The organism is Bacillus sp. FSL L8-0167 (assembly GCF_038630295.1).
Lineage (GTDB): Bacteria > Bacillota > Bacilli > Bacillales > Bacillaceae > Bacillus > Bacillus safensis.
Genome location: NZ_CP152027.1, coordinates 2,116,458 through 2,140,672 on the forward strand (window position 1 = coordinate 2,116,458; position 24,215 = coordinate 2,140,672).

Sequence of the window (24,215 nt, forward strand, 5' to 3'; positions counted from 1 at the left end):
TTCTTTTTCACTTTACTGCTTTAATTTGATTGACACAGTGAAAAGGAATATGGTAAATTATCAGATATTTATGACGTTTATTTTAGGAGGAAATCTTACGATGTTTCGAGTATTAGTCTCAGATAAGATGAGCAATGATGGTCTTCTACCACTTTTAGAATCAGATTTTGTTGAAATTGTCCAAAAAAATGTAGCAGAAGCAGAAGATGAATTACACACGTTTGATGCCTTACTTGTCAGAAGTGCCACGAAAGTAACGAAAGAGCTTTATGAAAAAATGACTTCATTAAAAATTGTCGGCCGTGCCGGTGTGGGAGTAGACAATATTGACATTGATGAAGCGACCAAACACGGCGTCATTGTGATCAATGCACCAAACGGTAATACGATCTCGACAGCTGAGCATACGTTCGCTATGATTTCATCACTTATGCGTCATATTCCGCAAGCCAACATTTCTGTCAAATCAAAAGAATGGAACAGAGGTGCATATGTTGGTGCTGAGCTTTACGGAAAATCTCTTGGGATTGTCGGCTTAGGCAGAATCGGAAGTGAAATCGCGCAGCGTGCAAGAGCATTTGGCATGACAATCAACGTGTTTGACCCATTTCTCACAAAGGAACGTGCAGAAAAAATTGGCGTCAATGCGAAATCACTTGATGAAGTACTCGAAGTATCAGATATTATTACTGTACATACGCCATTAACAAAAGAAACAAGAGGACTTCTCAATAAAGAAACGATTGCAAAAACGAAAAAAGGTGTTCGCCTTGTAAACTGTGCGCGCGGCGGCATTATTGACGAGGCTGACCTTCTTGAGGCACTTGAAAGCGGCCATGTCGCAGGAGCTGCACTCGATGTATTCGAGGTAGAACCGCCAACTGATAATCCGCTTGTGGATCATCCACATGTCATTGCAACTCCGCATCTTGGTGCCTCTACAAAAGAAGCACAATTAAATGTAGCGGCGCAAGTATCTGAAGAAGTCCTTCAATTTGCAAAAGGTCTTCCTGTCATGTCATCTATTAATCTACCAGCGATGACAAAAGACGAGTTCAAAAAGATTCAGCCTTATCATCAATTTGCAGGAAAACTTGGACGTCTTGTCTCTCAATCAATGAGAGAACCTGTAAAAGAAGTAGGCATTTCTTATGAAGGCTCTATTTCAAAACTCGAAACATCCTTTATCACAAAGAGTCTTCTGTCAGGCTTTTTAAAAGAGCGTGTTGATTCGACTGTGAATGAAGTAAATGCTGGAATGGTCGCAAAAGAACGAGGCATTAGCTTTAGTGAAAAAATTTCTTCCAGCGAATCTGGTTACGAAAACAGTATTTCCATTGAAGTCAAAGGTGATCTTTCAACCTTTACTCTAAAAGCGACTTACATCCCGCATCTAGGGGAGCGCGTTGTTTCTATTAATGGTTTTAATATTGATTTTTATCCAGATGGACACCTTGTCTATATCCAGCATACAGATGCACCTGGTGTGATTGGAAAGGTTGGACAGATTTTAGGCGACCATGATGTCAACATCGCCACAATGCAGGTGGGACGTAAAGAAAAAGGCGGCGAAGCCATTATGATGCTTTCTTTCGACAAGCATCTAGAGGACGAAATTGTGAAAAAATTAACTGAAGTGCAGGATATTCTTTCTGTCCGCCTGATTGATCTATAAAAAACAGTGATAAACCTCATGCTTTGCATGAGGTTTATTTTGTTGAAACCATTAAACGGTCTCCTGTTCGAATGAGATGAGTCGTCAGCTCATTGATCTTTTTCAATTGTTCCACAGTCATTTCATGCGCCTTTGCTATCGACCAAAGGGTATCCCCTTGTTTAATGACATATGTATTTTTTTCATGTCCATTTACATGAAGAGCCGGCTCTTGGAAACGTTCCACAGCAATCATTTTGAGCGGATCTACCGCATCCTTTTTGCTGACTGACCAATTGCCACGATGTACTTCAAAATGCAAATGAGTGCCTCTGGAGGCTCCTGTGTTGCCAATTATGCCAATCGGCTGTCCCGCTTGTACATGGTCACCCTTTTTCACAAAACGCTCGTGTAAATGAGCATAGACGGTTTCGTATCCATTTGGATGCTGAATAAATATAACTTCTCCATATGTAGCCGATACATACGAACGCGTGACCACACCTTCACTTGCAGCAAAAATGGATTCTCCTTCTGGCGCAGCTATATCTAATCCCTTATGCGAGCCGCCCCTTGTCCCAAACAAGTCAGTGACTTCTCCTTTCACTGGTTCCACCCATTCGTTTGTCTTCTGCGCATGGGCAGATGGCGCTAAGATCAAGAGCAAAAAACAGCTGGCACCTATGAAGCAATACCTTTTCATCAGTGACTCCCCTTTTTTGAGGTTCTTTTCATGACAGCTTAGTATACAGCAAGAAGACCCTTTTCTATACATCAAAAAAGAACGCATTGAAATGCTTGCGTCCTTTAACGATCTTTAATGACAACTGGATTCGGCAGGGCCGGTACCTCTATTGGTTCATTTAATTCATATGGTCCTACTTGATCTGTTCCTTCATATTGAATGGTGACATCTGTAAAACCAAAATCTTTCGCTGTGAGCAGCAGACCTTCAATGAGTAGAGTATGATCAATTGAGTCCGATAATTGTGCTGATGCTCCAAACGTGATGGTTACATGCTTACCTTTTGATGTCACTTCTTTAATGGGTTCTTCTTTAATTAATGGTTCAAGTCCAGAATCACTCGTGCGTTTCATGGCCTCTACAGCTTCTTCATAAGAAGAATAATGTGTTTTGGAGGGCACCAAAAAAGTCCCGCTCTTATTTTCTAGCACGTAATAAGCTTTCTTCGTTTGTTTATCAATTGATATCGTGCCAATGCTGCTAGCCCCTAATTGAAGATGAGAGCCTTTGACTGATTTGACTTCCACTTGTTTATACCTGCTCCATTTGAGCGTTTCTTTTACCATATCTTTAAATCGATTGGCTTCCTTTATCGTATCAAGGGACAAATCATTTTTTAACTGAAAAACAAGTGTATTCCCATTTTCACGAAGGTCCACCATCTCAAGATAAGATTGAAGAGGCTTTGTCATTTCAGGCAGCTGCACCTGTTCATATGTGTTCATCATTTCCTGCAAATGGCCATGATCATTCTCTTTTTCAATACTTATGGGAACCACTTGAGATGTTGATTCATCTATGTATGCAACCGTCATATACTTTTGCTTGTCTTCATGAAAAACAACGTGTGTGGTACCATTTGCCTGTTTGACGGGCTCTAATGTGGCATTTGCCTGTCCTTTGTCAGCACTTGAGTCCATTTTTATCTGTTTATGCTGTTCTTGAGCAGCCGGCTGAAATAAATGAGGAGAAATTAAAAACGCCATAAATAAAACCACAACGGTTGCCACCGCCGGACCGATCCATTTGACACTTTTCTTTTTCTTCCCGCTTGCCATCAGCACCTGCTGGTATATCTGCTTAGATGAACGGTTGTCCTCCACCTTTGGAAGCTGACTTAGTAACACCTTGATTCGTTCTTCGCTCCAATCGGACCTGTTCGTTTTCATTCACTAGCTCCTCCTTCAAAAGCTCCATATGTTTTCGGAGCACTTTCAGGCCTCGGTGCTGCGTTGTTTTGACTTTGCTTTCCGAGAACTTTAGCGCCTTTGCCGTCTCCATGATTGAGTAGCCCTGGATAAACCTTAAAATGATGACAGCTCTTTGATCAATCGTGCAGTGATCAAGCGCGGCATAAATTTCTTTAGTATTTTCATCCTGTACAGCCAGTTCGTCTGGGAGCAAGTCTGGGTCTTTTACATCCTGCTTATCCCAATCAAACGTGCCGAGTACCCGTTGTCTAATGGTTTGCTGCTTGCGAAACCAGTCAATCGCCACATGCCTTGCAATTGAAAACAGCCATGTTTTCTCGCTGCTTCTTCCTTCAAAAGTTTTATATGAGTGAAGTACCCGAATGTAAACCTCCTGTACGAGATCCTCTGCCTGATTTTTATCTTTAACCATATAAAATAAAAACTGGTACAAATCTTGATGGTACGAATCATATATTTTTTGAAAGGTTTCATGCATAGGAAACCCCTCCGTTCACTTATTTTTGTCGAGTGACTCTTATAAAACGTTACATTACAACTTTATGACAAATATATTACAAGTTCGACAGTTTGGAAAGGGCTTTTTGTTTAACTTCTCCTTAAAAATTTTAAAATAGAAAAAACACTTCATTTTCTTTACGAAAAGAAGTGTTTCTCATGTAACAAGATTCTTCGTCAAGATTAGACGAGTTCCTGCTTTTTTCTCGGAATATAGAATGTGAAGTGTGTACCTGCCCCCGCTTTGCTGTGAGCATGTATAGAGCCTTGATGCGCCTCGATGATGTTCTTCACAATCGCAAGGCCAAGTCCAGTACCAGAACGCCCTCTCGTCCTTGCTTTATCGGCTTTATAAAAGCGTTCGAAAATAAAGGGCAGATCCTCTTCCGGAATTCCGCTCCCCGAATCTTTTACATCCATTTTCAGTCCGTTTTCCACCGATTGAACCGAGAAGTGAACCTCGCCGCCCTCTGGTGTATGACGAATAGCATTATCAATGAGATTCGTAAACACTTGCTCAATCTTATCTGGATCGAATACAAAGTGCGGTTCATCCACTTGAATATCATACGTAAGGTCGATTTGTTTTTCTTTCGCAATCCCGAGAAACTTACGGAAGATCTTCTCTGTCAGCTCTTCCGTATCTGTTGATTCAAGATTCAGTGTAATATGACCTGCTTCCATTCTCGCTAGATCTAGAAGGTCATTCACAAGACGTCCCATTCGAAGTGATTCATCATAGATAATTTGCGCAATCTCTTTCTTTTCCTCTTCTGATCCCGCAATATCATCTACAATTGCCTCACTGTACCCTTGCAGCATGGCAATTGGTGTACGAAGTTCATGACTGACATTGGCAATGAAGTCTTTTCTCAGTTTATCAAGTCTTCGTTCCTCCGTCATATCACGAAGGACTGCAACTGCTCCCCTGACATCCTGCTGATTATACAGCGGAGACATGAGAAGAACCCAGGTACGCCCTTGCAGCGTAACTTCGATCATTTGCTCTTTTTCTGTGCTGACAGCTGTATGAAATAGCTCGCGCGCTTCTGGCGGCAGTTCATCTCCATCCTTGATCTTCATATTTTGCTCGTAATACCATGCCTGCAAAAATCGTTCTGCAGGAGGATTTGTCATCAAAATCGTTCCATCAATATTGATGGTGATGACGCCATCAGCCATACTGCTTAAAATATTAGATAAATGTTCTTTTTCTTGATTTAAGGCTGTGATATGGAATTTAAGCTGCTTCCCCATTTGATTAAAGGCGATTGCCAGTTCTCCAATTTCATCTTGCGTTAAAATAGGAATCTTTGTATCAAATTTCCCTTTCGCCAAATCTTGTGCACCCTCTCTCATCTTTCTGAGAGGATAGGTGACACGTGTTGACAAGAAGAAAGCGAATATAGTGGTCAGTACAATCGCAATTCCGGCGGCTAAAAAGATGTAGCGTGTCGTATGTTTCGTTGTTTGTTCTACAGCGAGGAGTGATTGAGAAAGAAAGACCATGCCTTTTTTTCCGTTCGCCTCGTATGGAACACCGACTACAATCCGTTCATCTTTTCGATTGCCTGCATCAGGTTCTGCACGTTTACTGATTTTTTTACGATCTTTCAGTGCTTGATTTAAATCGTTGTCCGCTTCAATTTGTTTCTTTGTAATCGCAGGAAGCTTCCCGTCTTTTTCAGACGAATACCACTCTAGCCCGTCCTCTTGGATGATCGCAATACTCGTCAATTTGTCAGCGAGTTCTGATGTAATCGACCTCGCAAGCGATTGATCCTCATGGCTTTCTAAAATGACCGCTACTTTGTTTGCCATTTGTGTTAAATCAGATTTTGCTTCTTCTACATGATAATTCTCAATGAACTCTAAAAGAAGCACAGTTAAAATAGATAAAACGATCAAGACGAGGAAAAGAATGGTTAACCATAGCTTTCCTACAACACTTTTCCACAGTTTCATTCAGCGCCGACCTCAAATTTGTACCCGACACCCCATACAGTTACGATTTTTTTCGCTGCTTCTGGTGACACTTTATTCAGTTTTTCACGAAGTCGTTTGACATGAGTATCAACTGTTCGTAAGTCTCCAAAGAATTCATATTGCCATACTTCTTTTAGCAGCTTTTCTCTGTCATAGACCTTATCTGGTGTTTTTGCAAGGAAATATAAAAGCTCATATTCCTTCGGCGTGAGGCTGACTTCTTTGCCATCAGCCGTCACTCTATGTGCATCATGGTCAATAGAAAGATGAGAAAACACAAGAACATCCTTTGTTGTTGTCCCAGTATTCAAATAAGACGTTTGAGACGATCTTCTGAGCAATGCCTTTACGCGTAAAACCACTTCACGCGGGCTGAAAGGTTTGACGATGTAGTCATCCGTTCCTGCCTCAAATCCTTGAACACGGTTGGCTTCTTCTCCTTTTGCCGTCAGCATAATGATTGGAGTCGCTTTTTTATCTCGAATTTGATTACACACTTCGATTCCATCTGTACCAGGCATCATTAAATCGAGCAAAATGAGGTCGTAATCGGTTTGAAGCCCTTTTTGAATCGCTTCATCTCCATTTTCCGCTTCATCGATTTCATAATTTTCACGTTCTAAATACATTTTTAAAAGGCGGCGAATTCTTGCCTCATCATCTACGACTAATATTTTCGTTTGAGTTGTGTGTTCCATTAGACAGTCCTCCTGCTTTCTCCGTTGTTACATTCATTTTAACAAAAAGCCGAATTGAATCATAAAAGTTGGCTTTTCCTTGTGATTATGCGTAAGAATGAAGCCCCGCAATGACAAGGTTAACAAAGATGAGATTAAACATAATAATGGCGAAGCCGATCACAGCAAGCCATGCGGACTTTTCACCATGCCAGCCTCGCGACAAGCGAAGATGAAGATAGGCAGCATAAAAGAGAAACGTAATCAATGCCCATACTTCCTTCGGGTCCCAGCCCCAAAACCTAGTCCATGCAATTTGCGCCCAGATCATGGCAAAGATCAGCCCGCCTAACGCAAATACAGGGAAACCAATCGAAACAGCCCTATACCCAATTTCATCGACTAAATCTAGGTTCACCTGTTTCACTAACGGTTGAAGCAGTGCGCTCAGTCGTTTGCGAATGATCAATCGAATGAGTCCGTATATAATCAGCCCTACGCCAAATGACCATAACACTGTATTGACCTTTCTACCTGAAAAAACAGGCGGCAGCTCAACAAACGGTTCCAAACGATCTTCCGTCACAAGCTCCCCTTTATGAGGTCCGACAAGAGCTGGGAGCTCATAGACCATCTCACTTTTTTCTTTATTTTTATCAATCCAATTAAATGTTGCTTCATATCCTGTCATTCTAAAGATAGACGTAACAGCGATAAATGCAAGTGTGACCACAATCATAAACATGACAAGCTCTAAACCAAACGTCTTCTTCCCTGGCTTTGTTTGATCCACATGCTTTAGTAGAAAGATGACACCTGCCACAAAGCTGATGGCTAAAATGGCTTGGCCAAGTGCTGCTGTTGTCACGTGAATATAAAGCCAATTACTTTGAAGTGAAGGAATCAGCGGTGAAATATCTGATGGGAACATACTTGCATAGGCAATAATCAATAAAGCGATTGGAAGTGTAAATAAACCAAGTACAGACACTTGATACACAAAATATAAAATGATGAATGCAAGCACCAGCATCATGCCAAAAGCCGTTGTGAACTCAAACAAATTACTGACAGGTGCATGACCAGATGCGATCCATCTTGAAATAAAATAGCCCAACTGGCTCAAAAAACCGATGATGGTAAGCGTAATGCCAATGAGTGCCGCCTTATTTCTGTGCGGTCCTTCTTCTTTCTTTTTTCCCTTAATGGCACCACCAAAAAAAGGAACTGCCGCTAAATAAAATAGAAAAGCTGCAAATAACAGATTTTCACTGACTGCCGCCATCTAATCCTTCCCCCTTGCTTTTGCTGATACTTGTTGTATCAGGCAGTTCTTTTTGATCAACTGGCTGTTTGATGCCACTGCCGTGCAGTAACACACCAAGATCGGACTTTAAGCCGAACCAGTTTTTGTTTGTATGTCCTGCCACCAATACTTTTCCATCCTTTGCCGACAGCCAGATTCTTCTATGCTGCCAATACATCCCCTGCACGACACCGATCATGAAGATGATTCCGCCTACTATGAGCACGCCAAGTGTTAAATCCTTTCTCACTGTTAACCCTGTGACGTTTTTCGTTTCGACCCGATCAAACTTCATTTTATATAGATTGTTATCAGAACCCTCTACTGTCTCTTGAATGGCGACAAAGCTTTTTTCACCTTTAGGTTTTTCAGGAGAAATCATTTCAAACACGAAAGCAGGATTATTCGGATTCCTTGTTTTCGTACTTGGCGTTCCATCATCGTCAAAATAAAAATCAGGCAGATAGCTCATCACCTTGACTTTGTAACCGCTACCAAGATCATATTCTGACTTAGGCTCCAGCAGATTAATCTTCACTGTACCGAAAGATTTTTCTGTATCTTTACGAATCAGCTGAAAGACCATTTGATCGAGTTCATTTTGTTTAAAATCCACTTGATATAATGAGAAATTGTCAAACTTGAGCGGTTCATTTACTTTGATATCGTGTTCTGTTACCTGCTTCAGCTTGGGCTTTTCACCAAATACAACTTCTCCTTCACGTTTGTATAAAATGGCATCCGTTTTATAGCTTTTCACCACTTGACCATCGCCAGCTTTTTCAATGGCATTCTCAAACACTTCTTTTTCATTTCCAGTTTCATAGCGATCAATTGAAAACGCATTATTTTTCAAGAAGTATTGACCATCCGTACCTGGAATTGGTGCAGTTTCCCCTTCTCTGACCCAAAGCGTTTCATCCACGTACATGCCCGGGACAAACCGGAGCATCGCTCCAATGAGAAAGATGATTAGTCCAATGTGATTGACGTAAGGTCCCCAGCGTGAAAAACGTCCTTTTTCGGCTAAAATATGCCCATTTTCTTCTCGCACGCGGTAACGCTTTTGTTTCATTGCTCTTATGATGCCTTCATATGTATGCTGATCTAATGTTTTGTCTGTCTCGCTAAACAGACGCTGTCTTCTCATAAAGCCTTCTTTTTTGATAACCCCTTGGTTTTTGAGTGCTCGATAAAGAGGAATAACGCGGTCGAGACTGCAAATGACAAGGGAGATTCCGATTGATGCGACAAGAGCTAAAAACCACCAAGAATTATAAAGATCATGGAATCCAAGTGTGTAATACAGCTTGCCAAACGATCCATATTGCTCTTCATAATACGTGGAAGCAGATGCACCTGGCGGAATAAATCGCTCCTGCGGAAAAATCGTTCCAAGCGAAGAAGCGAGCAGTGTAATGACAATCAGCCACACACCCACTTTAACGGAAGAAAAAAAGTTCCATACTTTATCAACAATCGTTTTGTTGTATGTTTGCGAGCGTCTTGCACTGCCGTCATATCTCATATCAAGCAGCTTTGAAGAGTTTTTCTCTTTAGCCGCAATGGGATTCCCGCATGATTCACATAGAACAGTACCGATTGGATTAATATGTCCACACTCGCACTTTACCTCTTTCATTCTATGACCCCTTTGGTTTAATCAAATTCATATATTCATAGACATTACGTTCTGTCATCGTTCCCTTTATGACTTTGATTACCTTGCCTTCAGGATTGATTAAAAATGTGGTTGGCAGCGGCGTAATATCATATGCCTCTGTCACTTGACGATCTTTGTCCATGGCAACAGGAAAATTCACGCCATAGGATTCCATAAAATTTTTCACGGCAATCTTGGATTCCGCAACATTGACTGCAACAATTTCCACACCGCGATCCTTGAACACTTCATATTGATTCGCCATATAAGGAAATTCTTGTTTACACGGTCCACACCATGTACCCCAAAAATTAAGAAAGACACCTTTGCCTTTTAAGTCCTTTAACTCAATCCGATCCCCATCGACAGATTGAAGGACAAAGTTTGGCGCAATAGATCCTTCTTTGACTCGATCCTGTTTGGCAAATACTGAGTTATACATTGTATAACATAGTGCCGCTAGCATCACGAGGAGAATGCCCGTCCGTATGAAAAACCGTCTTTTTTTCATCTGAAGTACCCCTTCCCCATAGACATTCAGGTAAATTATAGCATTCTCCTTCTTTTGATGCTTCTTCATTTTTTGAAGTTTATGTGAAAATTAAAAAGCGCTTTTCCCATGATCGGCAATTGCTCTCAGGCGCTTTACTTCATGCGGAGACAATTCTCTGCGGTCTCCTGGTCTCATACCTTCAATATGAAGGAACGAATATTGCTCCCTTTTTAGCTTTAACACATCATGTCCAATCGCTTCAAACATGCGGCGCACCTGTCTGTTTCTGCCTTCGTGAATGGTTAATTGAACAATACAAGTTTGCTTTCGTTTATCAATAGAAAGCATTTTCGCACGAGCAGGTGCTGTTTTTTTATGATCTAACATGATCCCTTTTTCTAGCTTTCTAAGCAGTTCCTTTGAAGGAATGCCTTTTAGCTTCGCTGCATACGTTTTATCAATTTCGTATTTCGGGTGCATGAGCTTATGGGCAAATTCCCCATCATTTGTAATTAAAATCAAACCGCTCGTATCATAATCTAACCGGCCGATTGGATAAAGACGCTGCGGGACATCATCAAAGAAATCTGTGACGACCTTGCGTCCTTTATCATCCTCGGCAGCCGAAATGACGCCGCGCGGTTTATAAAGCATAAAGTAAACCGGTTCTTCTCTTTCAAGCTTTAATCCATTGACTTCAATTTTATCTGAAGAGCCCACCTTCACTCCGAGCTCTGTCACTGTTTGACCATTAACGGTAACTCGTCCTTCTTTAATTAATTCTTCAGCCTTTCGTCTTGAAGCGACGCCGGCATGTGCAATTACTTTCTGTAAACGTTCCATTTGTCTTTCACCTCATGTACTATCTTACTTGCTTGACTTAAAACAAACAAGCATTCGTGGAAAAATAAGCGTTTCGTCTGTCTAATTTCAGCTAAAAAGCGATTTTCCATCCATGAAATACAAAAAAGCGCCTGATTAGGCGCCGCTAAATAACAAACTGACGATAATGACAGATGCAATGACACCAATGAGATCTGCTAACAAACCTACTTTCAGCGCATCTCCCATTTTTTTAATACCGACTGCTCCAAAATAGACCGTTAAAATGTAAAGGGTGGTGTCTGTTGACCCTTGCATGACAGCTGCAAGCTGGCCAATAAAAGAATCTGGGCCATACGTCGCTATCAAGTCTGATGTCATTCCAAGTGCAGCCGTTCCTGATATCGGACGAATAAACGCAAGCGGCACCACTTCTGGCGGGAAACCAATCGCTGTAAAGACTGGTTTTAATAGTCCCATAACAAAATCAAGCGCACCTGACGCACGGAATATCGTAATGGCTACAAGCATACCGACTAAATAGGGAATGATTGAAAAGGCAATTTGAATGCCCTCTTTTCCTCCCTCCACAAATGTTTCATAGGTTGGTACCTTTTTAATGGTTCCAGCAATCAAAATTCCTGCGATGATCAGTGGTATCAAAGCAAGTGACAGCCAGTTAATAAATGCCACAAGATCACCCCCGCCTGCTTCTGCGATAGTGGAAATAACGATCGATGATAATTGCACCGATTCCTGAAATGAGTGTTGCTAAAATGGTTGGCCCTACAATGTCTGTTGGCTGATCTGCCCCATAGGTCATTCTTATTGCAATGACGGTTGTTGGCACAAGTGTGATAGAGGATGTGTTGACCGCTAGAAATGTAATCATAGAACGGCTTGCTTCATTTTTCCCGCCGTTTAATGATTTCATCTGCTCCATCGCCTTAATTCCAAGCGGTGTAGCGGCATTCCCGAGACCAAAGAAATTCGCCATGAGATTGGACAAAATATACCCCATTGCAGGATGATTAGGCGGAATATCCGGGAATAGCTTTGAAATAAAGGGCCGGCACAATTTACTAAAGAAATTTAACAGCCCTGCCTCTTCGGCAATCTTCATAAGCCCGAGCCAAAAAACGAGGACACTAATCAAACCAATTGAAATAGTAACCGCTTCTTTTGAGCCTTTAAATACAGCCTCGTTCACTTCCTGCATCGTTCCATTAAACATCGCATAGACAAGACCGATGACAGTGAGAAATACCCAAATTAGATTGACCATGAAGATCCGCCTATAGATGTCTGAAAGACAGACTTAAACATTTCTTGGAAACTTTTTTGAGGCATGCGGTTTCGTTTATTTTCATAAAAGATCGGTAATTGCTCGATCACCTGTCCATCTAATAAAATCGTCATTTTTCCGACAACATCTGGGATGGTTTCGGCGTTTTTTTTCCATTTCTTTTTTGGAGCGAGCATTTCCGTTTCAATTTTCACAAGTTTTTTTTCATCTTCATTTAAAAAATAGTCCACATCACGCTTGATAAACGCTTTTTTTTCGTAAAAGGTCCCTTTTAACGAAGCAAGCCTTCCTTTTTCAGCAAGCACATACGTTTTATAGTGATCAAATGCATATTCAAACATAGAGATATGATCCTTCCAGTCGTCCGGCGCATTAATGGTCACAGCGATCAGCTCGGCATCACCTTTTGCAGCGGTGGAGACAAGTGTTCGTTTTGCAAGCTTTGTATATCCTGTTTTCCCTCCAGTGGAATATTCGTATAAACCGGTGAGCAGCTTGTTTTTATTTTTCCAATAGCCTTCCATTGTCTTCGCTTTATAGAAAGTTGTACCGGCAATTTTTTGATATTGTTTATGCTTCATTGCGTATTTTGTTAGGATCGCCATGTCATAGGCTGATGAATAATGATTTTTATGATCATCGAGTCCGTGCGGATTTTGAAAATTTGTATTCTCCATTCCTAGTTCAGCCGCCTTTTGATTCATCATAAAAATAAAGCCTTCTAAGCTGCCGCCAACATGCTCTGCAATGGCAACAGCTGCATCATTTCCAGAACGCAGCATGAGCCCGTATGTCAAATCTTCTAAGCTCACCTTCTGCCCTTCCTTTAAATAAATGGATGACCCCTCTGCCCCAATCGCACGTTTTGATACTTTAACGGTATCTTTCATTTTTCCTGATTCAATGGCTAATACAGCCGTCATGATTTTTGTAATACTGGCGATTCTTCTTTTTTCGTGCTCGTCCTTTCCAAATAGGACTCTGCCTGACTGTCCATCTATTAAAATGGCGCTTCTTGCACTCACTGATAATGAAATGTCTGCTTTGGCATGTGAAGAAAAAGGCAGTAAGAGTGTAAATAGAAGAAGGACTGCTGTTCCAATTTTTAAATAGGGCATGTTCATTCACGTCCTTGTCCGTTTTGTACAAGTGTATGCTCAGCTGAAAAAGTTATGATGCCTCGTCCATAAAAAAAAGCGCCTCTACATGTAGAGGCGCTTCTTCAAGTTGCTTATACCATTTTCACTTGCTGATGAGATGCCGTATATTCCAGCTCTTCTCTCATCGCTAAAAAGTCTTTTTCTAATGAAGAAAATAATTGTTTCATATCAGCGGATACTTCATGGTGAAAGACAATGCTGCTTTTTCCTGTATAGGCCGATCGGCTGTCTTCATACCATGTATCCTTTTTTGGCGTGAAAAATTCTTCAATGCATTGATGATAAATACGGTGAAGCATCTGCTGTGCGGCCTGCTGCGGGAATGTCTGCTGCTGGCCCATTTTCCTGCAAACTGCTGCTGCATCCTCGCTGTACACTGCAAGCTTCCGTAATGTACTCAATATGTCACAATAATAGGCTTCCGCTTCGGGGTTTAATCGTTTCAAGCTTGATAAGGTGGCTTCGTTCAGAAAACCATTCATTTCAATTGCAACCTTTGATAAAAAGACGCCTGCTTGATCAACTTGAGCCTTTACATTCATATGTGCCATTTGTTTCGTGTTTACCTTCCCCTCATGGCTTTGTCACCATTTTATCTGTCATCAAAAGATTTTAGACCTAAAATCTTTTTTATATTTTATCATACATTTTTCCTTCTTTTGAACTATTTTATGTCTTCAAATGTTTGATTGAAGTTTTCAAAAAATAGATCAGCCTCTTCTTGTACCCCGTCTGCTTCCACATTTTCTGGAAGCGGCGGTAATTCATCTAAGGCTTTTAAGCCAAATTGCTCTAAAAAGGTAGGGGTTGTCCCATAAAGAATCGCTCGTCCCGGACCATCGGCACGTCCTACTTCACAGAGCAGTGCTTTGGCTACTAAGCTATGAAGTACCCGCTCTGATTTGACTCCTCTAATCTCCTCTACCTCACTGCGTGTAATCGGCTGTTTATAAGAAACAATGGCAAGCACCTCCAGCGCTGCCTGCGACAAACCCTTGGATGGTGTCTCGACTAATTTTTTTAAATACATGCTGTATTCTTTTTTCGTCAGCAGCATATATGAATCTGCATATTCAATGAGCTCAATCCCTCGTTCTTGTTTTTGATATTCTTCCTTTACGGAAGACATAATGTCGAGTAATACCGACTCATCTACTTCAAGAACAGACATGAGCTGTTTTCTTGTTAAGCCTTCGTCACCTGCTGCATACAGCAGCGCTTCTAAGATGGCTTTCCAATTCACGATATCAAGCGTCATGAATCGTTTCACTCCCTATGATATAAATGTCTTCAAAGTTCCCTTCCTGCTCTAACATGATTTGATGACTTTTCATCAATTCGAGAACAGCAAGAAACGTCACGACAAGGTGCTCCTTTTGATCATGCTGAAATAGAGTCATGAAATTGGTCCGCTTTTTTGTTTTTCTTAAATGGTTCATAATCTCATTCATTTTGTCTTCAATCGGGATTTCTTGTCTTGTAATCCTTGATGGTGCTGGTTTCGTTATTTTCTTTCGATTTAATACCTTTTGGAACGCACCTAACATATCATACACCGTTACGTGTAAATTTGTGTCCTTCGCTTCTGATTCTTTTGCAAATTCGCTTAAATCACTCGGTGGTTTTGTAAAGGCATTTTGCCTTTCTTCTTCGCGTTCCTTTAGTTCTTGTGCTGCATTTTTATACTTGCGGTATTCAATCAATTTGCCAATCAGCTCTTCTCGAGGGTCTTCTTCCTCTTCGAGCAGGTCTTCATCAAACAGCTCTTCCTCTTGTTTCGGAAGAAGCATTCTGCTTTTAATACTCAGGAGGGTTGCAGCCATGACCAAATATTCGCTCGCAACATCGAGCTCAAGCTCCCTCATCGTGTGGACATATAATAAATACTGCTCCGTAATTTTAGCGACGGGAATATCATAAATATCAATTTCCAACCGGTTAATTAAATGCAAAAGCAAGTCCAAAGGACCCTCGAACGAATCTATTTTCACCTGATATTCCAGCATCTTTTTCTCACCATTTCTACTGTCTTCTAAGTACCGTTTCACCGGCTAACCTTTAGTATAAGACAGGATAAAGCTCTCGTCCAATATAATTTCGGCCATAATGCCTTAGGCAAATCAAGAAAAACAGTGGATCCGCCCATACCAATAAGGGCATTTATACATAGAATACCATTGTAATCAGAACTGATGAAAAAGGAGGCCGTATCATTATGGGAGATGGCTATAACTTCGGCGGAGGATTCGCGCTTATTGTCGTGCTTTTCATCTTGCTGATCATCGTTGGCGCGGCTTGGGTTTATTAAAGAAACAGAGCGTCCTTTTCACTAAAGGGACGCTCTTTCTTCTTTTCTTTTCGATATGTTAGACTGAGAGTGGAAAAGGAGATGACCGCTGTGTATCCTGAAGCGTACGTGGCTTTTTTACACGAATTTCATACGACAAGAGATTATTTTGAGTGTCATGAAATTCTAGAGGAATATTGGAAAGAAGATCCCCCTGAGCAGCGCAAAGAATATTGGGTCGGGCTCATTCAGCTCGCTGTTGCCTTGTATCATCAAAGACGGGGAAATGGAAAAGGAGCAAAACGGCTCATTTCTAACAGTCTTCATTTGTTAGAAGCAAACCGTTCAGTATTATCGAATCTCGGTCTGGATGATGAGGCATTTCTGATGCTTCTGAGAACGCTGAAAAAGAAAATGGATGAAGATATGCCCTATGAGAGTGTGATGCTGCCGATCAAAGATGAAGCACTTCTTTCTTTATGCCAAGAAATGGCCCAAAAAGAAGGACTGCTCTTTGGACAGGAGAGCAACTTATCCCATACATTTTTAATCGAAAAACATAGACTCCGTGACCGGACAGAAGTTTTGCTGGAACGAAAAAAGCAGATTGAACGTAAAAAAAGCAGAGGACTGTAGCCTCTGCTTTTACATGTGTGATATTTAATTTGATTCGCTGTGACACTTATGAAAGAAGCCTTGCGTTAATTCATTTGGAATGAGTGTTTTGGTTTTAAATATTTCTTCCACGGCTAAAACCATTTCCTTGCCGATTCCTTGATCACGATGGGATGGATTCACACTAATATGCTCAATTTGTACTTGGTCGTCTGTTTTGAGCACACCAATAGCACCTACAATATCCTCGCCATCTTTCCATAGGAACAGCTGCCGATCTTCATCCATTTCATATGACTTCATCGTCTGCTGAAGCTGTTTGACGTCTTTCTCACCCGGCATAAAGGACAGAAGTCCCATGGCAATTTTTTCAAAAGACCTCTTGTAACGAATTAACATATATACCCCTCAATATTCAAATTATCCTAATTTCCAGCAAATGTCTTATGATTCATTTGCTCATCACACATTATAAACATTTTTATACCGTTTTTAAACTCTTTTTCACTAAATTAAGAGAACGTTCGATTGAGATTCGCCATTTCAATAGCAGCAGCAGCCGATTCGCTGCCTTTATTTCCTGCTTTTGTACCAGCTCTTTCAATGGCTTGTTCAATAGATTCTGTTGTGAGTACACCAAAGATAATCGGTACCCCTGTTGACATAGCACTCTGAGCAATTCCTTTAGCAGCTTCATTACAAACGTAATCATAGTGAGTCGTTGCGCCTCTGATCACGGTTCCAAGTGTGATGACTGCATCATATTTTTTGGTTTCTGCTAATTTTTTTGCCATGTACGGGATTTCAAAAGCGCCTGGTACCCACACAACATCGATATCATCACCATTTGCTCCGTGTCTGAGTAATGTATCTTCTGCTCCATCTAACAGTTTACTTGTAATAAAATCATTGAATCTCGCTACAACGATTGCAAATTTTAGTCCTTCTGCTACTACATGACCTTGTATTGTATTCATATGTTGATCATCCTTTTTTGTGATTTTTATTTTGTTTCAATAGCGGCTGTTCGATTGTTGTTTAAATATGTCTGTAATGCTTCGATTGTCAGCATCTTTAAATCATGCTGTTTTTGGATCTCCTTTAGTTCAGGGACGCGCGCCATTGATCCATCTGCATTCATAATTTCACATATGACACCCGCTGGCTCTGAGCCTGCCAGTTTAGCAAGATCAACCGCCGCCTCTGTATGACCCGGTCTTTCTAGTACGCCGCCCTCTTTTGCAATAAGCGGAAAAACATGACCTGGACGGGCAAATTCGTCTGGTTTTGCGTCTTTATTTAACATGGCCAGCATGGTCGTGGAGCGCTCAAAAGCACTAATACCAGTTGTCGTTGTCACATGGTCGATGCTTACTGTAAATGCTGTATGGTGTGCATCCGTATTATGTTCAACCATTGGATGCAGATTCAGGTGTTTTGCGATCGACGCATCGACTGGCGTACAAATGAGGCCTCTTCCATGTAAAGCCATGAAGTTAATCACCTCAGGTGTGGCATGCTCAGCAAGTGCCACAAAGTCTCCTTCATTTTCTCTGTCTTCATCATCCACTACGATAATGATTTCTCCTTGTTTAAGGGCATTTACTGCCTCATCAACGGAATGATACATACAATCGCCTCCTAGAATCCGTGCTCTTTTAGAAATGATGGGGTCAATCGAGATGGCTGTTTTTCGCTCTGCTCTTTTGTTAAAAAGCGATAAATGTATTTACCGATCATGTCACACTCTATATTCACGATATCCCCCATAGATTTAGTCGGGAAAATAGTTCCTTCAAGCGTGTGAGGAATAATAGAGACTGTGACATGTGAATCTCGCAAATCGAAAATGGTCAAGCTGACACCATCTATTGCGATCGAACCCTTTTGGGTGAGCATATCTGTGAGGGTCTTGTTCATCTTTAAATCATAGTAAATGGCATTACTCTTCTTTTCTATCCGGGTAATGACAGCCGTTCCATCAACATGGCCTGAGACAAAGTGGCCGCCAAATCGTCCATTTGAGGACATGGCTCGCTCTAAATTTACTGGACTGCCTTTTGTCAGCTGATCCAGCGATGTGGCTTTGACCGTCTCTGGCATCACATCTGCCGCGAACTGTTCTTTTGTGAAGCTAGTGACTGTGAGACATACTCCATTAATGGCGATACTGTCTCCGAGGTGAACATCTTCCAGCACACGGCTGCATGTAATGACAATTTCCATGGCATCTGCTGACTTTTTACTTAATGACTGAACGGTGCCAACTTCTTCAATTATCCCCGTAAACATGTGATCCTCCCTTTCGTTTCATTTGTATTTCTCACTTTTAAAAAAAGCGATGTTAGGGACATGTGATCGATTGAGCACCTTCGTCGCTTTTTATGGTCCATACAAGGTAGATGAGGGATCACCTAATAAACACTGCATGCAGTCTATTAACGACAAAATCATACAGAAAGCCCCGGAAAAAATTCCGGGGCTGTGGTTTTTTTGCATCAGAAATAAGACTATGATCAACAAATATTTTTCGTTCATAGCTTTCTTTATCCTTCTCCCATCCAGACTTTCACTGTCGGCTTCAGCTTTTCACTGAATCAACCGTTAATAAATTAACGGGTCACGGGCTGTAAAGCATTTGCTTTATTACCGTCGGTCGGGATTTTCACCCTGCCCCGAAGGATACAATCGATATTTAGCTGTCCTTAGGGGCTATTATAGCGATCCTTGTTGTCAAATGCAACAATCAAGATTTCTTCACAAAAAAAGCCTCCTTATAGGAAAGGAGACATGTTAATTGACGACTTTTACAACTTTTATCAGCCCATCTATTCTTTTTTCATTACTAAAGTAGGCTTTAATACGATCTCCTTTTTTCAGATCGGCCACATCATCTTCAAATTTCTTACCATTAAAAATGATTTTTGTGCCATTCTTCGCTTGACCGTAATATTCATCTCCATCAATTTTCGTAATGGTATATTCATAGATGGTGTAATCTTTATCATTATTTGTTAAGCTTTCGCCAATAGCTGTTGGCACATCTTCAATTTTCATGCCATTCATGTATAAATAACCTGCGCCTAAACAAAGCAGTAAAACAAATAAGATCGCAATTTTTAATTTAATTTTCCCCATATTTAGAACCTCCATCATCTGCACTTCGCCTATTTGTATGTTTTATTCCTTCTTTTATTGAAATAAAACCAAAAAAGCTGATTTTCATTAATGGTTACTTATATAACGATTCAGATGGCCCTTTGGTTCCACCTCTTAATCATTACATATGATACGAATATGCGTTCTTTATTAAGGGGGTCTTTTTCCTATTTATTAGTTCGTAACACACCATACTGCAAGCTTTTCATTATATTCTTTTTTCGAGTGCGAATAAGTCTTCCTCTAACAATTGTGACCGCTGAACAGCGATGCTGCGGCTGTCGCGAACCCCTTGATTATAGTAGTAGCTTCCAAGGTTTTTTGTGATAAATTCTAGTATATTAATGGCTGCTAATTCACCAATCTCTTCTTCTCGTTCTTCGGCAAAATAATACTGAATAGCCATCGTCATTTGATTTCTCTCTTCTTTTGTGAGTGGTTTCAAAGTCTCCCCTTCTTTCTTTTCGCTTTCTACATTTGCATTCTGGATGTGCTGGAGCCCGCGCGAATACGAATGTTTGTTCTCTTATCATATCATAAAAACATATTCTGTGCATGACTGCCCTATAAGAAAAAGCGTATTTTGATGTAATGGATCAAATACGCTTTCACTATGCTGTATGATTTTTTCACGGAAGCTGTCATAGCGTGTTGTCCATTTTATTTTAAAATGGATAGGATCGTCGCTACAGAATGATCTACGAATGAACGCTCTGGACGTGACTTCATGAGGACGGTAAGCCCGATGAAAGAAACGACCATTGTCTGTGCTAAGGCTTTAGCATTCAAGCTGCTTTCAAGCTCACCCGAGCGAATACCTTGCACAATCTTTTCTTCAAATATGACCGAAAGATACATCTGATGCTCTCTTGTCAGAATTTCAAATTTCTCTTCGTGTGGAGCAAGTTCCACTATCGTATTAATGCAAAAACAGCCTTTACTCGGGCCATCCCTATATTCCTCTTCCACTACATCTGTAAATAATGTATGAAATGCTTCCTTTACAGATTGATTGTTTTGAAGTTTTGTTCGAATACGGGCTGCATGCTGCTTTGTATATTTGCGTAAGGCAGCCTCAAATAACTCCTCTTTATCTCCAAAGGCTGAGTATAAGCTTGGCCGCTGTATTCCCATTTTTGCAGTCAAATCGCTTAACGTTGTAGCTCTATATCCCTTTTCCCAAAAAAGCACCATTGCATCATCCAACGCTTTTTCCTCATCAAACTCACGCTGTCGAACCATCATCAATTCCTCTTTTCAACAATAAAATCATTTCATGATAACATTACCAATCAGTACATTATAATTTTATTTTATTCACGTAAAATTGTCAAACTACCTTTCTGCTTTCAAGATTAACATAGAATAACTGGAATAAATCTTGACTTTAAAACATTTTGTTGGTTATCCTTAACAGGAATCATTTTATACCGATTAGTATATTATACTTTTTAGTACAAAAAAGAAGGGATGTAATGAATGGTTAAAGATAAAATGACTCCAAGAGATCATCCTGATATGAAAACGGCTCATTTTCGAATAAAGCCTGGATCAAAAATGACTCACTATATGGCACTACTTTTTGCAGCATCGTGCGGGATGGCTGTTGCAAACATATACTTCGCACAACCGTTACTAGATTCACTGGCAGACGAGTTCGGTATCACGTATTCATCCATCGGTATTGTCATTACGATTACTCAGCTTTGTTATGCAGCGGGGCTGCTACTGATAGTACCACTTGGTGATCTGTTGAATCGACGCCGGCTCATCATTGGTCAGATGCTTTTATCTGTGCTTGCCCTCATTCTAGTCGGCATTGCTCCTATCATCGCCGTCCTATTTCTAGGATTAGCAGTGGTCGGACTGCTCGCTGTAGTCACTCAGGTACTCGTTGCGTTTGCAGCAAGTTGGGCTGCTCCAGAAGAGCGCGGCCGTATAGTCGGCTTGGTGCAAAGTGGAATTGTAATCGGTATTCTTCTCGCCCGGACCTTTGCCGGTGTATTAACCGATTTTGCTGGCTGGAGGTTTGTTTATCTTGTTTCTACCGTCATCATGCTTATCCTGACTGGCGTATTGTTCCGAGTGCTCCCGCATGATAACAGCAAAAGAGAATCATTATCCTATGCTGATCTGCTTCGTTCAATGTTTACATTGTTTATACAAGAACGAATTCTCCGCATCCGTGGGATTCTGGCTCTTCTGATTTTTATTGTCTTTGGTACGTTATGGACTTCACTCGTGCTGCCTCTCAGTACAGCGCCATACTCTCTTTCACATACTGCTATTGGCGCATTTGGTCTTGCTGGGGCAGCCGGAGCGTTAGGAGCTGCTCGGGCTGGCAGCCTTGCTGATCGAGGTTTTGGACAGTTCACAACCGGTATAGCCCTTGTCCTCTTATTCATTTCATGGTTTTTCATCAGTTTGACTGAATATTCACTTATTGCATTAGTCATTGGCATTATTATTCTTGACCTATCTGTGCAGGCAGTACATGTGACCAATCAGAGTATGATTTTTACAGTACGGCCTGAGGCGAGAAGCCGGCTTACTGCCGCTTACATGATTTTTTACTCCATCGGAAGTGCGACCGGTTCAATTGTTTCAACCAGCATATACGCAGCCTATGGCTGGAGCGGAGTATGTCTTTTTGGTGCCTCTATCAGCGCTTTAGCCATTTTGTATTGGCTCATCACCTACCGCATAACGAAACAAATCACGGTAGAATCAGAAACAAAATAAAAAAACACCGCGATTAAGCGGTGTCTTTTATTGTTGACAAAGGGCTAAAATGAACTTGATTTTAGCCCTTTGTCTTCTTTTCAGCGTGTTTGAAAACCTTTGAAGTCTAGGAAGGGCGAGCACTGGAACGGAGCGAATTTAACATTCGTGAGTACCGGAGCGCAGACCTGACACCGAATGCAAGGGTTTGTCTACACGCTGAAACACCGCGATTAAGCGGTGTTTTAGATTAAGCATCTACAACTTCAACTTTTTCCATGCCTTGGCCTTGCTCCATATCAAGTACAGCCTCGATACCAGATGTTACCTTGCCAAAAACAGTGTGAACACCGTTTAAGTGCGGCTGCGGGTCATGTACGATAAAGAATTGGCTGCCGCCTGTGTCTTTACCAGCATGCGCCATTGATAATGAACCTCTTTCGTGCTGATGTGGATTTCCTTCTGTTTCACATTTAATTGTGTAACCAGGACCACCCGTTCCATTACCGTTTGGGTCGCCGCCTTGGCTGACGAAACCTGGAATCACGCGGTGGAATTTCAATCCATCGTAGAAGCCTTCATTCGCTAATTTTTCAAAGTTTGCTACTGTACCTGGAGCAGCCTCTGGGTAAAGTTCAAACTCAATTTTCTTTCCATTCGTTAATTGTATGTATCCTTTTTTCGCCATTTTTCACATTCTCCTTTCAGGTTAAACAACGCTCATTATAGCACATTTTCGGTGATGTTAAACATCCCCTGCTCTTCGATTGTCATTTACCTCTTAACTGATGATTGATAAAATAGGGTTGCTTGATTCTTTTTTCCTAATAAAATGATATTTGACTAAATGACATGTCTTCATTTATTGGAAAAGGAACACATCTTAAAAAGAAAATTGAAACGTCGAGCCAATTTGTTACGTCTATATGATGGAGTGCACTTCAACACGTGTACTCAAAAGATGAGTTTCTCTTGAAAGAGGAACGCTTTCGACTTGAAGGAGGTCAACATGTTTAAAAAAATGATGCTTGGTATGATGGCAGCGCTCCTTTTCCTAATTGGTGCGCCAAAAGTCAGCTTAGCGGATGCAGCTGTCGGCGATGTCATCGTCACACTCGGGCAAGACCTAACACCGGCTGATCGCCAGAAGGTGCTTGACGAGTTGAACCCACCTGAAAATGCGACAAAAATTGAAGTAACCAATAAAGAAGAGCACGAATATTTAGGAAAGTATATCCCTCGTTCTTCTATCGGGACGAGAGCATTATCATCTTCATCGATCACCATTGAAAAATCAGGTACTGGTCTGACTGTGGATACACACAACATCAAGACCATTACAGATGAGATGTATTTAAATGCTTTAATGACAGCAGGTGTCAAAGATGCCAAGGTTGTCGTGACTGCTCCATTTGAAGTATCTGGTACAGCCGCACTGACGGGCTTACTAAAAGCGTATGAGGTGTCAAGCGACAAAGCCATTCCAGAAGATGTGAAGCAGGTGGCAAACGAAGAGCTTGTGACAACTTCTAAATTGGGTGACTCTATCGGAAAAGACAACGCTTCTGCCCTTATTGCAAAAATCAAAGATGACATTGCAAAAAATGGTGTTCCTAAAACCACAAAAGAAGTAGAAGAAAAAGTGGATCAGGCTGCTTCTGATTTGAACTTAAATCTGACGCAGGATCAAAAAGATCAGCTTGTCTCGCTATTTGATAAAATGAAAAACATCAATATCGATTGGAATCAAGTAGGATCTCAAATTGATAAAGCAAAAGACAAGATTACTAAATTCATAGAATCGGATGAAGGGAAAAACCTTCTTCAAAAGATTTGGGATTTCTTTGTCTCCATTTGGAATGCGATCGTTTCTGTATTCACTGGAGGAAAATAATTCATGAAAAAAAGCTGC

Annotated in this window: 27 protein-coding genes, 1 pseudogene and 1 riboswitch; of the genes and pseudogenes, 5 read left to right on the plus strand and 23 right to left on the minus strand. The window is 41.0% G+C overall.

All coding sequences use genetic code 11. From position 1 onward, the window contains the following. The first annotated feature begins 100 nt into the window (after positions 1-100). Entirely contained in the window at positions 101-1,675 is a 1,575-nt protein-coding gene (gene serA / locus MHB66_RS10810) for a phosphoglycerate dehydrogenase (protein WP_046311646.1), read from the plus strand. Between the two features lie 34 nt (positions 1,676-1,709). Here serA and MHB66_RS10815 read toward each other — a convergent pair whose 3' ends face one another. The 15 genes from MHB66_RS10815 to MHB66_RS10885 form a co-directional block, all read right to left on the minus strand. After that, a complete protein-coding gene (locus MHB66_RS10815) occupies positions 1,710-2,357 on the minus strand; it encodes a M23 family metallopeptidase (protein ID WP_046311648.1) in 648 nt (215 codons plus the stop codon). 104 nt (positions 2,358-2,461) lie between these two features. Then, positions 2,462-3,568, minus strand: a complete 1,107-nt coding sequence (locus MHB66_RS10820) for a hypothetical protein (RefSeq protein WP_046311651.1) — start codon at positions 3,566-3,568, stop codon at positions 2,462-2,464. Then, complete coding sequence (sigX, locus tag MHB66_RS10825; protein ID WP_024422837.1) at positions 3,480-4,088, minus strand: RNA polymerase sigma factor SigX; 609 nt, start codon at positions 4,086-4,088, stop codon at positions 3,480-3,482. Before sigX ends, MHB66_RS10820 begins: the two co-directional genes overlap by 89 nt. A gap of 203 nt (positions 4,089-4,291) precedes the next feature. Continuing rightward, the gene (locus MHB66_RS10830) at positions 4,292-6,073 is read right to left on the minus strand and encodes an ATP-binding protein (RefSeq protein ID WP_046311653.1); all 1,782 of its coding nucleotides are present in this window, start codon (positions 6,071-6,073) and stop codon (positions 4,292-4,294) included. After that, positions 6,070-6,792: a response regulator transcription factor gene (locus MHB66_RS10835; RefSeq protein WP_003215596.1), complete on the minus strand. Its 723-nt coding sequence runs from the start codon at positions 6,790-6,792 to the stop codon at positions 6,070-6,072. The genes MHB66_RS10830 and MHB66_RS10835 overlap by 4 nt, the downstream gene beginning before the upstream one ends. A gap of 85 nt (positions 6,793-6,877) precedes the next feature. Next, a complete protein-coding gene (gene ccsB, locus MHB66_RS10840; protein ID WP_041117853.1) occupies positions 6,878-8,056 on the minus strand; it encodes a c-type cytochrome biogenesis protein CcsB in 1,179 nt (392 codons plus the stop codon). Next, complete coding sequence (locus MHB66_RS10845; protein ID WP_034280384.1) at positions 8,040-9,719, minus strand: cytochrome c biogenesis protein ResB; 1,680 nt, start codon at positions 9,717-9,719, stop codon at positions 8,040-8,042. The genes ccsB and MHB66_RS10845 overlap by 17 nt, the downstream gene beginning before the upstream one ends. Position 9,720: 1 nt before the next feature. Further along, positions 9,721-10,251 (minus strand): thiol-disulfide oxidoreductase ResA, encoded by a 531-nt coding sequence (locus tag MHB66_RS10850; protein ID WP_041085967.1) that lies wholly within the window; start codon positions 10,249-10,251, stop codon positions 9,721-9,723. Between the two features lie 90 nt (positions 10,252-10,341). Then, positions 10,342-11,076 carry a 23S rRNA pseudouridine(2605) synthase RluB gene (gene rluB / locus MHB66_RS10855; protein ID WP_024422842.1) on the minus strand — a complete coding sequence of 245 codons (735 nt, stop codon included), beginning with the start codon at positions 11,074-11,076 and terminating at the stop codon, positions 10,342-10,344. A 135-nt stretch (positions 11,077-11,211) separates the two neighbouring features. Then, entirely contained in the window at positions 11,212-11,748 is a 537-nt protein-coding gene (locus MHB66_RS10860) for a spore maturation protein (protein WP_024422843.1), read from the minus strand. Between the two features lie 4 nt (positions 11,749-11,752). Next, the gene (locus MHB66_RS10865) at positions 11,753-12,340 is read right to left on the minus strand and encodes a nucleoside recognition domain-containing protein (RefSeq protein WP_034280382.1); all 588 of its coding nucleotides are present in this window, start codon (positions 12,338-12,340) and stop codon (positions 11,753-11,755) included. Beyond that, complete coding sequence (locus MHB66_RS10870; RefSeq protein WP_034280381.1) at positions 12,328-13,479, minus strand: D-alanyl-D-alanine carboxypeptidase family protein; 1,152 nt, start codon at positions 13,477-13,479, stop codon at positions 12,328-12,330. The genes MHB66_RS10865 and MHB66_RS10870 overlap by 13 nt, the downstream gene beginning before the upstream one ends. Before the next feature lie 113 nt (positions 13,480-13,592). Further along, positions 13,593-14,072: a YpuI family protein gene (locus tag MHB66_RS10875; RefSeq protein WP_034280380.1), complete on the minus strand. Its 480-nt coding sequence runs from the start codon at positions 14,070-14,072 to the stop codon at positions 13,593-13,595. Between the two features lie 113 nt (positions 14,073-14,185). Continuing rightward, positions 14,186-14,779 carry an SMC-Scp complex subunit ScpB gene (gene scpB, locus MHB66_RS10880; protein ID WP_024422847.1) on the minus strand — a complete coding sequence of 198 codons (594 nt, stop codon included), beginning with the start codon at positions 14,777-14,779 and terminating at the stop codon, positions 14,186-14,188. Then, positions 14,769-15,527: a segregation/condensation protein A gene (locus MHB66_RS10885; RefSeq protein ID WP_046311657.1), complete on the minus strand. Its 759-nt coding sequence runs from the start codon at positions 15,525-15,527 to the stop codon at positions 14,769-14,771. Before MHB66_RS10885 ends, scpB begins: the two co-directional genes overlap by 11 nt. A gap of 209 nt (positions 15,528-15,736) precedes the next feature. Here MHB66_RS10885 and MHB66_RS10890 point away from each other — a divergent pair, with 209 nt between their 5' ends. Next, complete coding sequence (locus MHB66_RS10890) at positions 15,737-15,829, plus strand: YjcZ family sporulation protein (protein WP_012010430.1); 93 nt, start codon at positions 15,737-15,739, stop codon at positions 15,827-15,829. A 90-nt stretch (positions 15,830-15,919) separates the two neighbouring features. After that, a complete protein-coding gene (locus MHB66_RS10895) occupies positions 15,920-16,444 on the plus strand; it encodes a DUF309 domain-containing protein (RefSeq protein WP_024422849.1) in 525 nt (174 codons plus the stop codon). 24 nt (positions 16,445-16,468) lie between these two features. Here the strand turns inward: MHB66_RS10895 and MHB66_RS10900 are convergent, their stop codons facing one another. The 7 genes and pseudogenes from MHB66_RS10900 to MHB66_RS10930 form a co-directional block, all read right to left on the minus strand. After that, entirely contained in the window at positions 16,469-16,822 is a 354-nt protein-coding gene (locus tag MHB66_RS10900) for a GNAT family N-acetyltransferase (protein ID WP_024422850.1), read from the minus strand. A gap of 113 nt (positions 16,823-16,935) precedes the next feature. Further along, positions 16,936-17,400: a 6,7-dimethyl-8-ribityllumazine synthase gene (gene ribE / locus MHB66_RS10905; protein ID WP_029706184.1), complete on the minus strand. Its 465-nt coding sequence runs from the start codon at positions 17,398-17,400 to the stop codon at positions 16,936-16,938. Positions 17,401-17,474: 74 nt separating this feature from the next. Next, a pseudogene (ribB, locus tag MHB66_RS10910) lies at positions 17,475-18,053 on the minus strand (3,4-dihydroxy-2-butanone-4-phosphate synthase); the annotation flags it as partial. Between the two features lie 11 nt (positions 18,054-18,064). Further along, positions 18,065-18,715 carry a riboflavin synthase gene (ribE, locus tag MHB66_RS10915; RefSeq protein ID WP_024422851.1) on the minus strand — a complete coding sequence of 217 codons (651 nt, stop codon included), beginning with the start codon at positions 18,713-18,715 and terminating at the stop codon, positions 18,065-18,067. 253 nt (positions 18,716-18,968) lie between these two features. Beyond that, positions 18,969-19,110, minus strand: a riboswitch (FMN riboswitch). 106 nt (positions 19,111-19,216) lie between these two features. Then, positions 19,217-19,561: a hypothetical protein gene (locus MHB66_RS10920; RefSeq protein WP_008344451.1), complete on the minus strand. Its 345-nt coding sequence runs from the start codon at positions 19,559-19,561 to the stop codon at positions 19,217-19,219. A gap of 229 nt (positions 19,562-19,790) precedes the next feature. Next, the gene (locus MHB66_RS10925) at positions 19,791-20,027 is read right to left on the minus strand and encodes a DUF2164 family protein (protein WP_046311660.1); all 237 of its coding nucleotides are present in this window, start codon (positions 20,025-20,027) and stop codon (positions 19,791-19,793) included. Between the two features lie 215 nt (positions 20,028-20,242). Beyond that, the gene (locus MHB66_RS10930) at positions 20,243-20,824 is read right to left on the minus strand and encodes a TetR/AcrR family transcriptional regulator (RefSeq protein ID WP_041117862.1); all 582 of its coding nucleotides are present in this window, start codon (positions 20,822-20,824) and stop codon (positions 20,243-20,245) included. Between the two features lie 276 nt (positions 20,825-21,100). Between MHB66_RS10930 and MHB66_RS10935 the strand changes: the two genes are divergently transcribed. Next, complete coding sequence (locus tag MHB66_RS10935) at positions 21,101-22,324, plus strand: MFS transporter (RefSeq protein WP_231294002.1); 1,224 nt, start codon at positions 21,101-21,103, stop codon at positions 22,322-22,324. A 229-nt stretch (positions 22,325-22,553) separates the two neighbouring features. Here MHB66_RS10935 and MHB66_RS10940 read toward each other — a convergent pair whose 3' ends face one another. Further along, on the minus strand, positions 22,554-22,991 hold the full coding sequence (locus tag MHB66_RS10940; protein WP_008359679.1) for a peptidylprolyl isomerase: 438 nt from the start codon (positions 22,989-22,991) through the stop codon (positions 22,554-22,556). Positions 22,992-23,312: 321 nt separating this feature from the next. Here MHB66_RS10940 and MHB66_RS10945 point away from each other — a divergent pair, with 321 nt between their 5' ends. After that, positions 23,313-24,197: a DUF1002 domain-containing protein gene (locus tag MHB66_RS10945; protein ID WP_024422856.1), complete on the plus strand. Its 885-nt coding sequence runs from the start codon at positions 23,313-23,315 to the stop codon at positions 24,195-24,197. Positions 24,198-24,215: the final 18 nt, after the last annotated feature.

Bases quoted from the DNA above. Each gene is read 5' to 3' on its own strand.
- MHB66_RS10850 (WP_041085967.1), bottom strand. From the start codon at position 10,251: ATGAAAAAAAGACGGTTTTTCATACGGACGGGCATTCTCCTCGTGATG.
- MHB66_RS10830 (WP_046311653.1), bottom strand. From the start codon at position 6,073: ATGAAACTGTGGAAAAGTGTTGTAGGAAAGCTATGGTTAACCATTCTT.
- MHB66_RS10870 (WP_034280381.1), bottom strand. From the start codon at position 13,479: ATGCCCTATTTAAAAATTGGAACAGCAGTCCTTCTTCTATTTACACTC.
- MHB66_RS10885 (WP_046311657.1), bottom strand. From the start codon at position 15,527: ATGCTGGAATATCAGGTGAAAATAGATTCGTTCGAGGGTCCTTTGGAC.
- MHB66_RS10940 (WP_008359679.1), bottom strand. From the start codon at position 22,991: ATGGCGAAAAAAGGATACATACAATTAACGAATGGAAAGAAAATTGAG.
- ribE (WP_024422851.1), bottom strand. From the start codon at position 18,715: ATGTTTACGGGGATAATTGAAGAAGTTGGCACCGTTCAGTCATTAAGT.
- MHB66_RS10930 (WP_041117862.1), bottom strand. From the start codon at position 20,824: ATGGTTCGACAGCGTGAGTTTGATGAGGAAAAAGCGTTGGATGATGCA.
- MHB66_RS10890 (WP_012010430.1), top strand. From the start codon at position 15,737: ATGGGAGATGGCTATAACTTCGGCGGAGGATTCGCGCTTATTGTCGTG.
- MHB66_RS10920 (WP_008344451.1), bottom strand. From the start codon at position 19,561: ATGGGGAAAATTAAATTAAAAATTGCGATCTTATTTGTTTTACTGCTT.
- rluB (WP_024422842.1), bottom strand. From the start codon at position 11,076: ATGGAACGTTTACAGAAAGTAATTGCACATGCCGGCGTCGCTTCAAGA.
- MHB66_RS10865 (WP_034280382.1), bottom strand. From the start codon at position 12,340: ATGGTCAATCTAATTTGGGTATTTCTCACTGTCATCGGTCTTGTCTAT.
- serA (WP_046311646.1), top strand. From the start codon at position 101: ATGTTTCGAGTATTAGTCTCAGATAAGATGAGCAATGATGGTCTTCTA.
- MHB66_RS10900 (WP_024422850.1), bottom strand. From the start codon at position 16,822: ATGTTAATTCGTTACAAGAGGTCTTTTGAAAAAATTGCCATGGGACTT.
- MHB66_RS10820 (WP_046311651.1), bottom strand. From the start codon at position 3,568: ATGAAAACGAACAGGTCCGATTGGAGCGAAGAACGAATCAAGGTGTTA.
- scpB (WP_024422847.1), bottom strand. From the start codon at position 14,779: ATGACGCTTGATATCGTGAATTGGAAAGCCATCTTAGAAGCGCTGCTG.
- MHB66_RS10835 (WP_003215596.1), bottom strand. From the start codon at position 6,792: ATGGAACACACAACTCAAACGAAAATATTAGTCGTAGATGATGAGGCA.
- MHB66_RS10945 (WP_024422856.1), top strand. From the start codon at position 23,313: ATGTTTAAAAAAATGATGCTTGGTATGATGGCAGCGCTCCTTTTCCTA.
- sigX (WP_024422837.1), bottom strand. From the start codon at position 4,088: ATGCATGAAACCTTTCAAAAAATATATGATTCGTACCATCAAGATTTG.
- MHB66_RS10875 (WP_034280380.1), bottom strand. From the start codon at position 14,072: ATGGCACATATGAATGTAAAGGCTCAAGTTGATCAAGCAGGCGTCTTT.
- ccsB (WP_041117853.1), bottom strand. From the start codon at position 8,056: ATGGCGGCAGTCAGTGAAAATCTGTTATTTGCAGCTTTTCTATTTTAT.
- MHB66_RS10935 (WP_231294002.1), top strand. From the start codon at position 21,101: ATGAAAACGGCTCATTTTCGAATAAAGCCTGGATCAAAAATGACTCAC.
- MHB66_RS10845 (WP_034280384.1), bottom strand. From the start codon at position 9,719: ATGAAAGAGGTAAAGTGCGAGTGTGGACATATTAATCCAATCGGTACT.
- MHB66_RS10815 (WP_046311648.1), bottom strand. From the start codon at position 2,357: ATGAAAAGGTATTGCTTCATAGGTGCCAGCTGTTTTTTGCTCTTGATC.
- ribE (WP_029706184.1), bottom strand. From the start codon at position 17,400: ATGAATACAATACAAGGTCATGTAGTAGCAGAAGGACTAAAATTTGCA.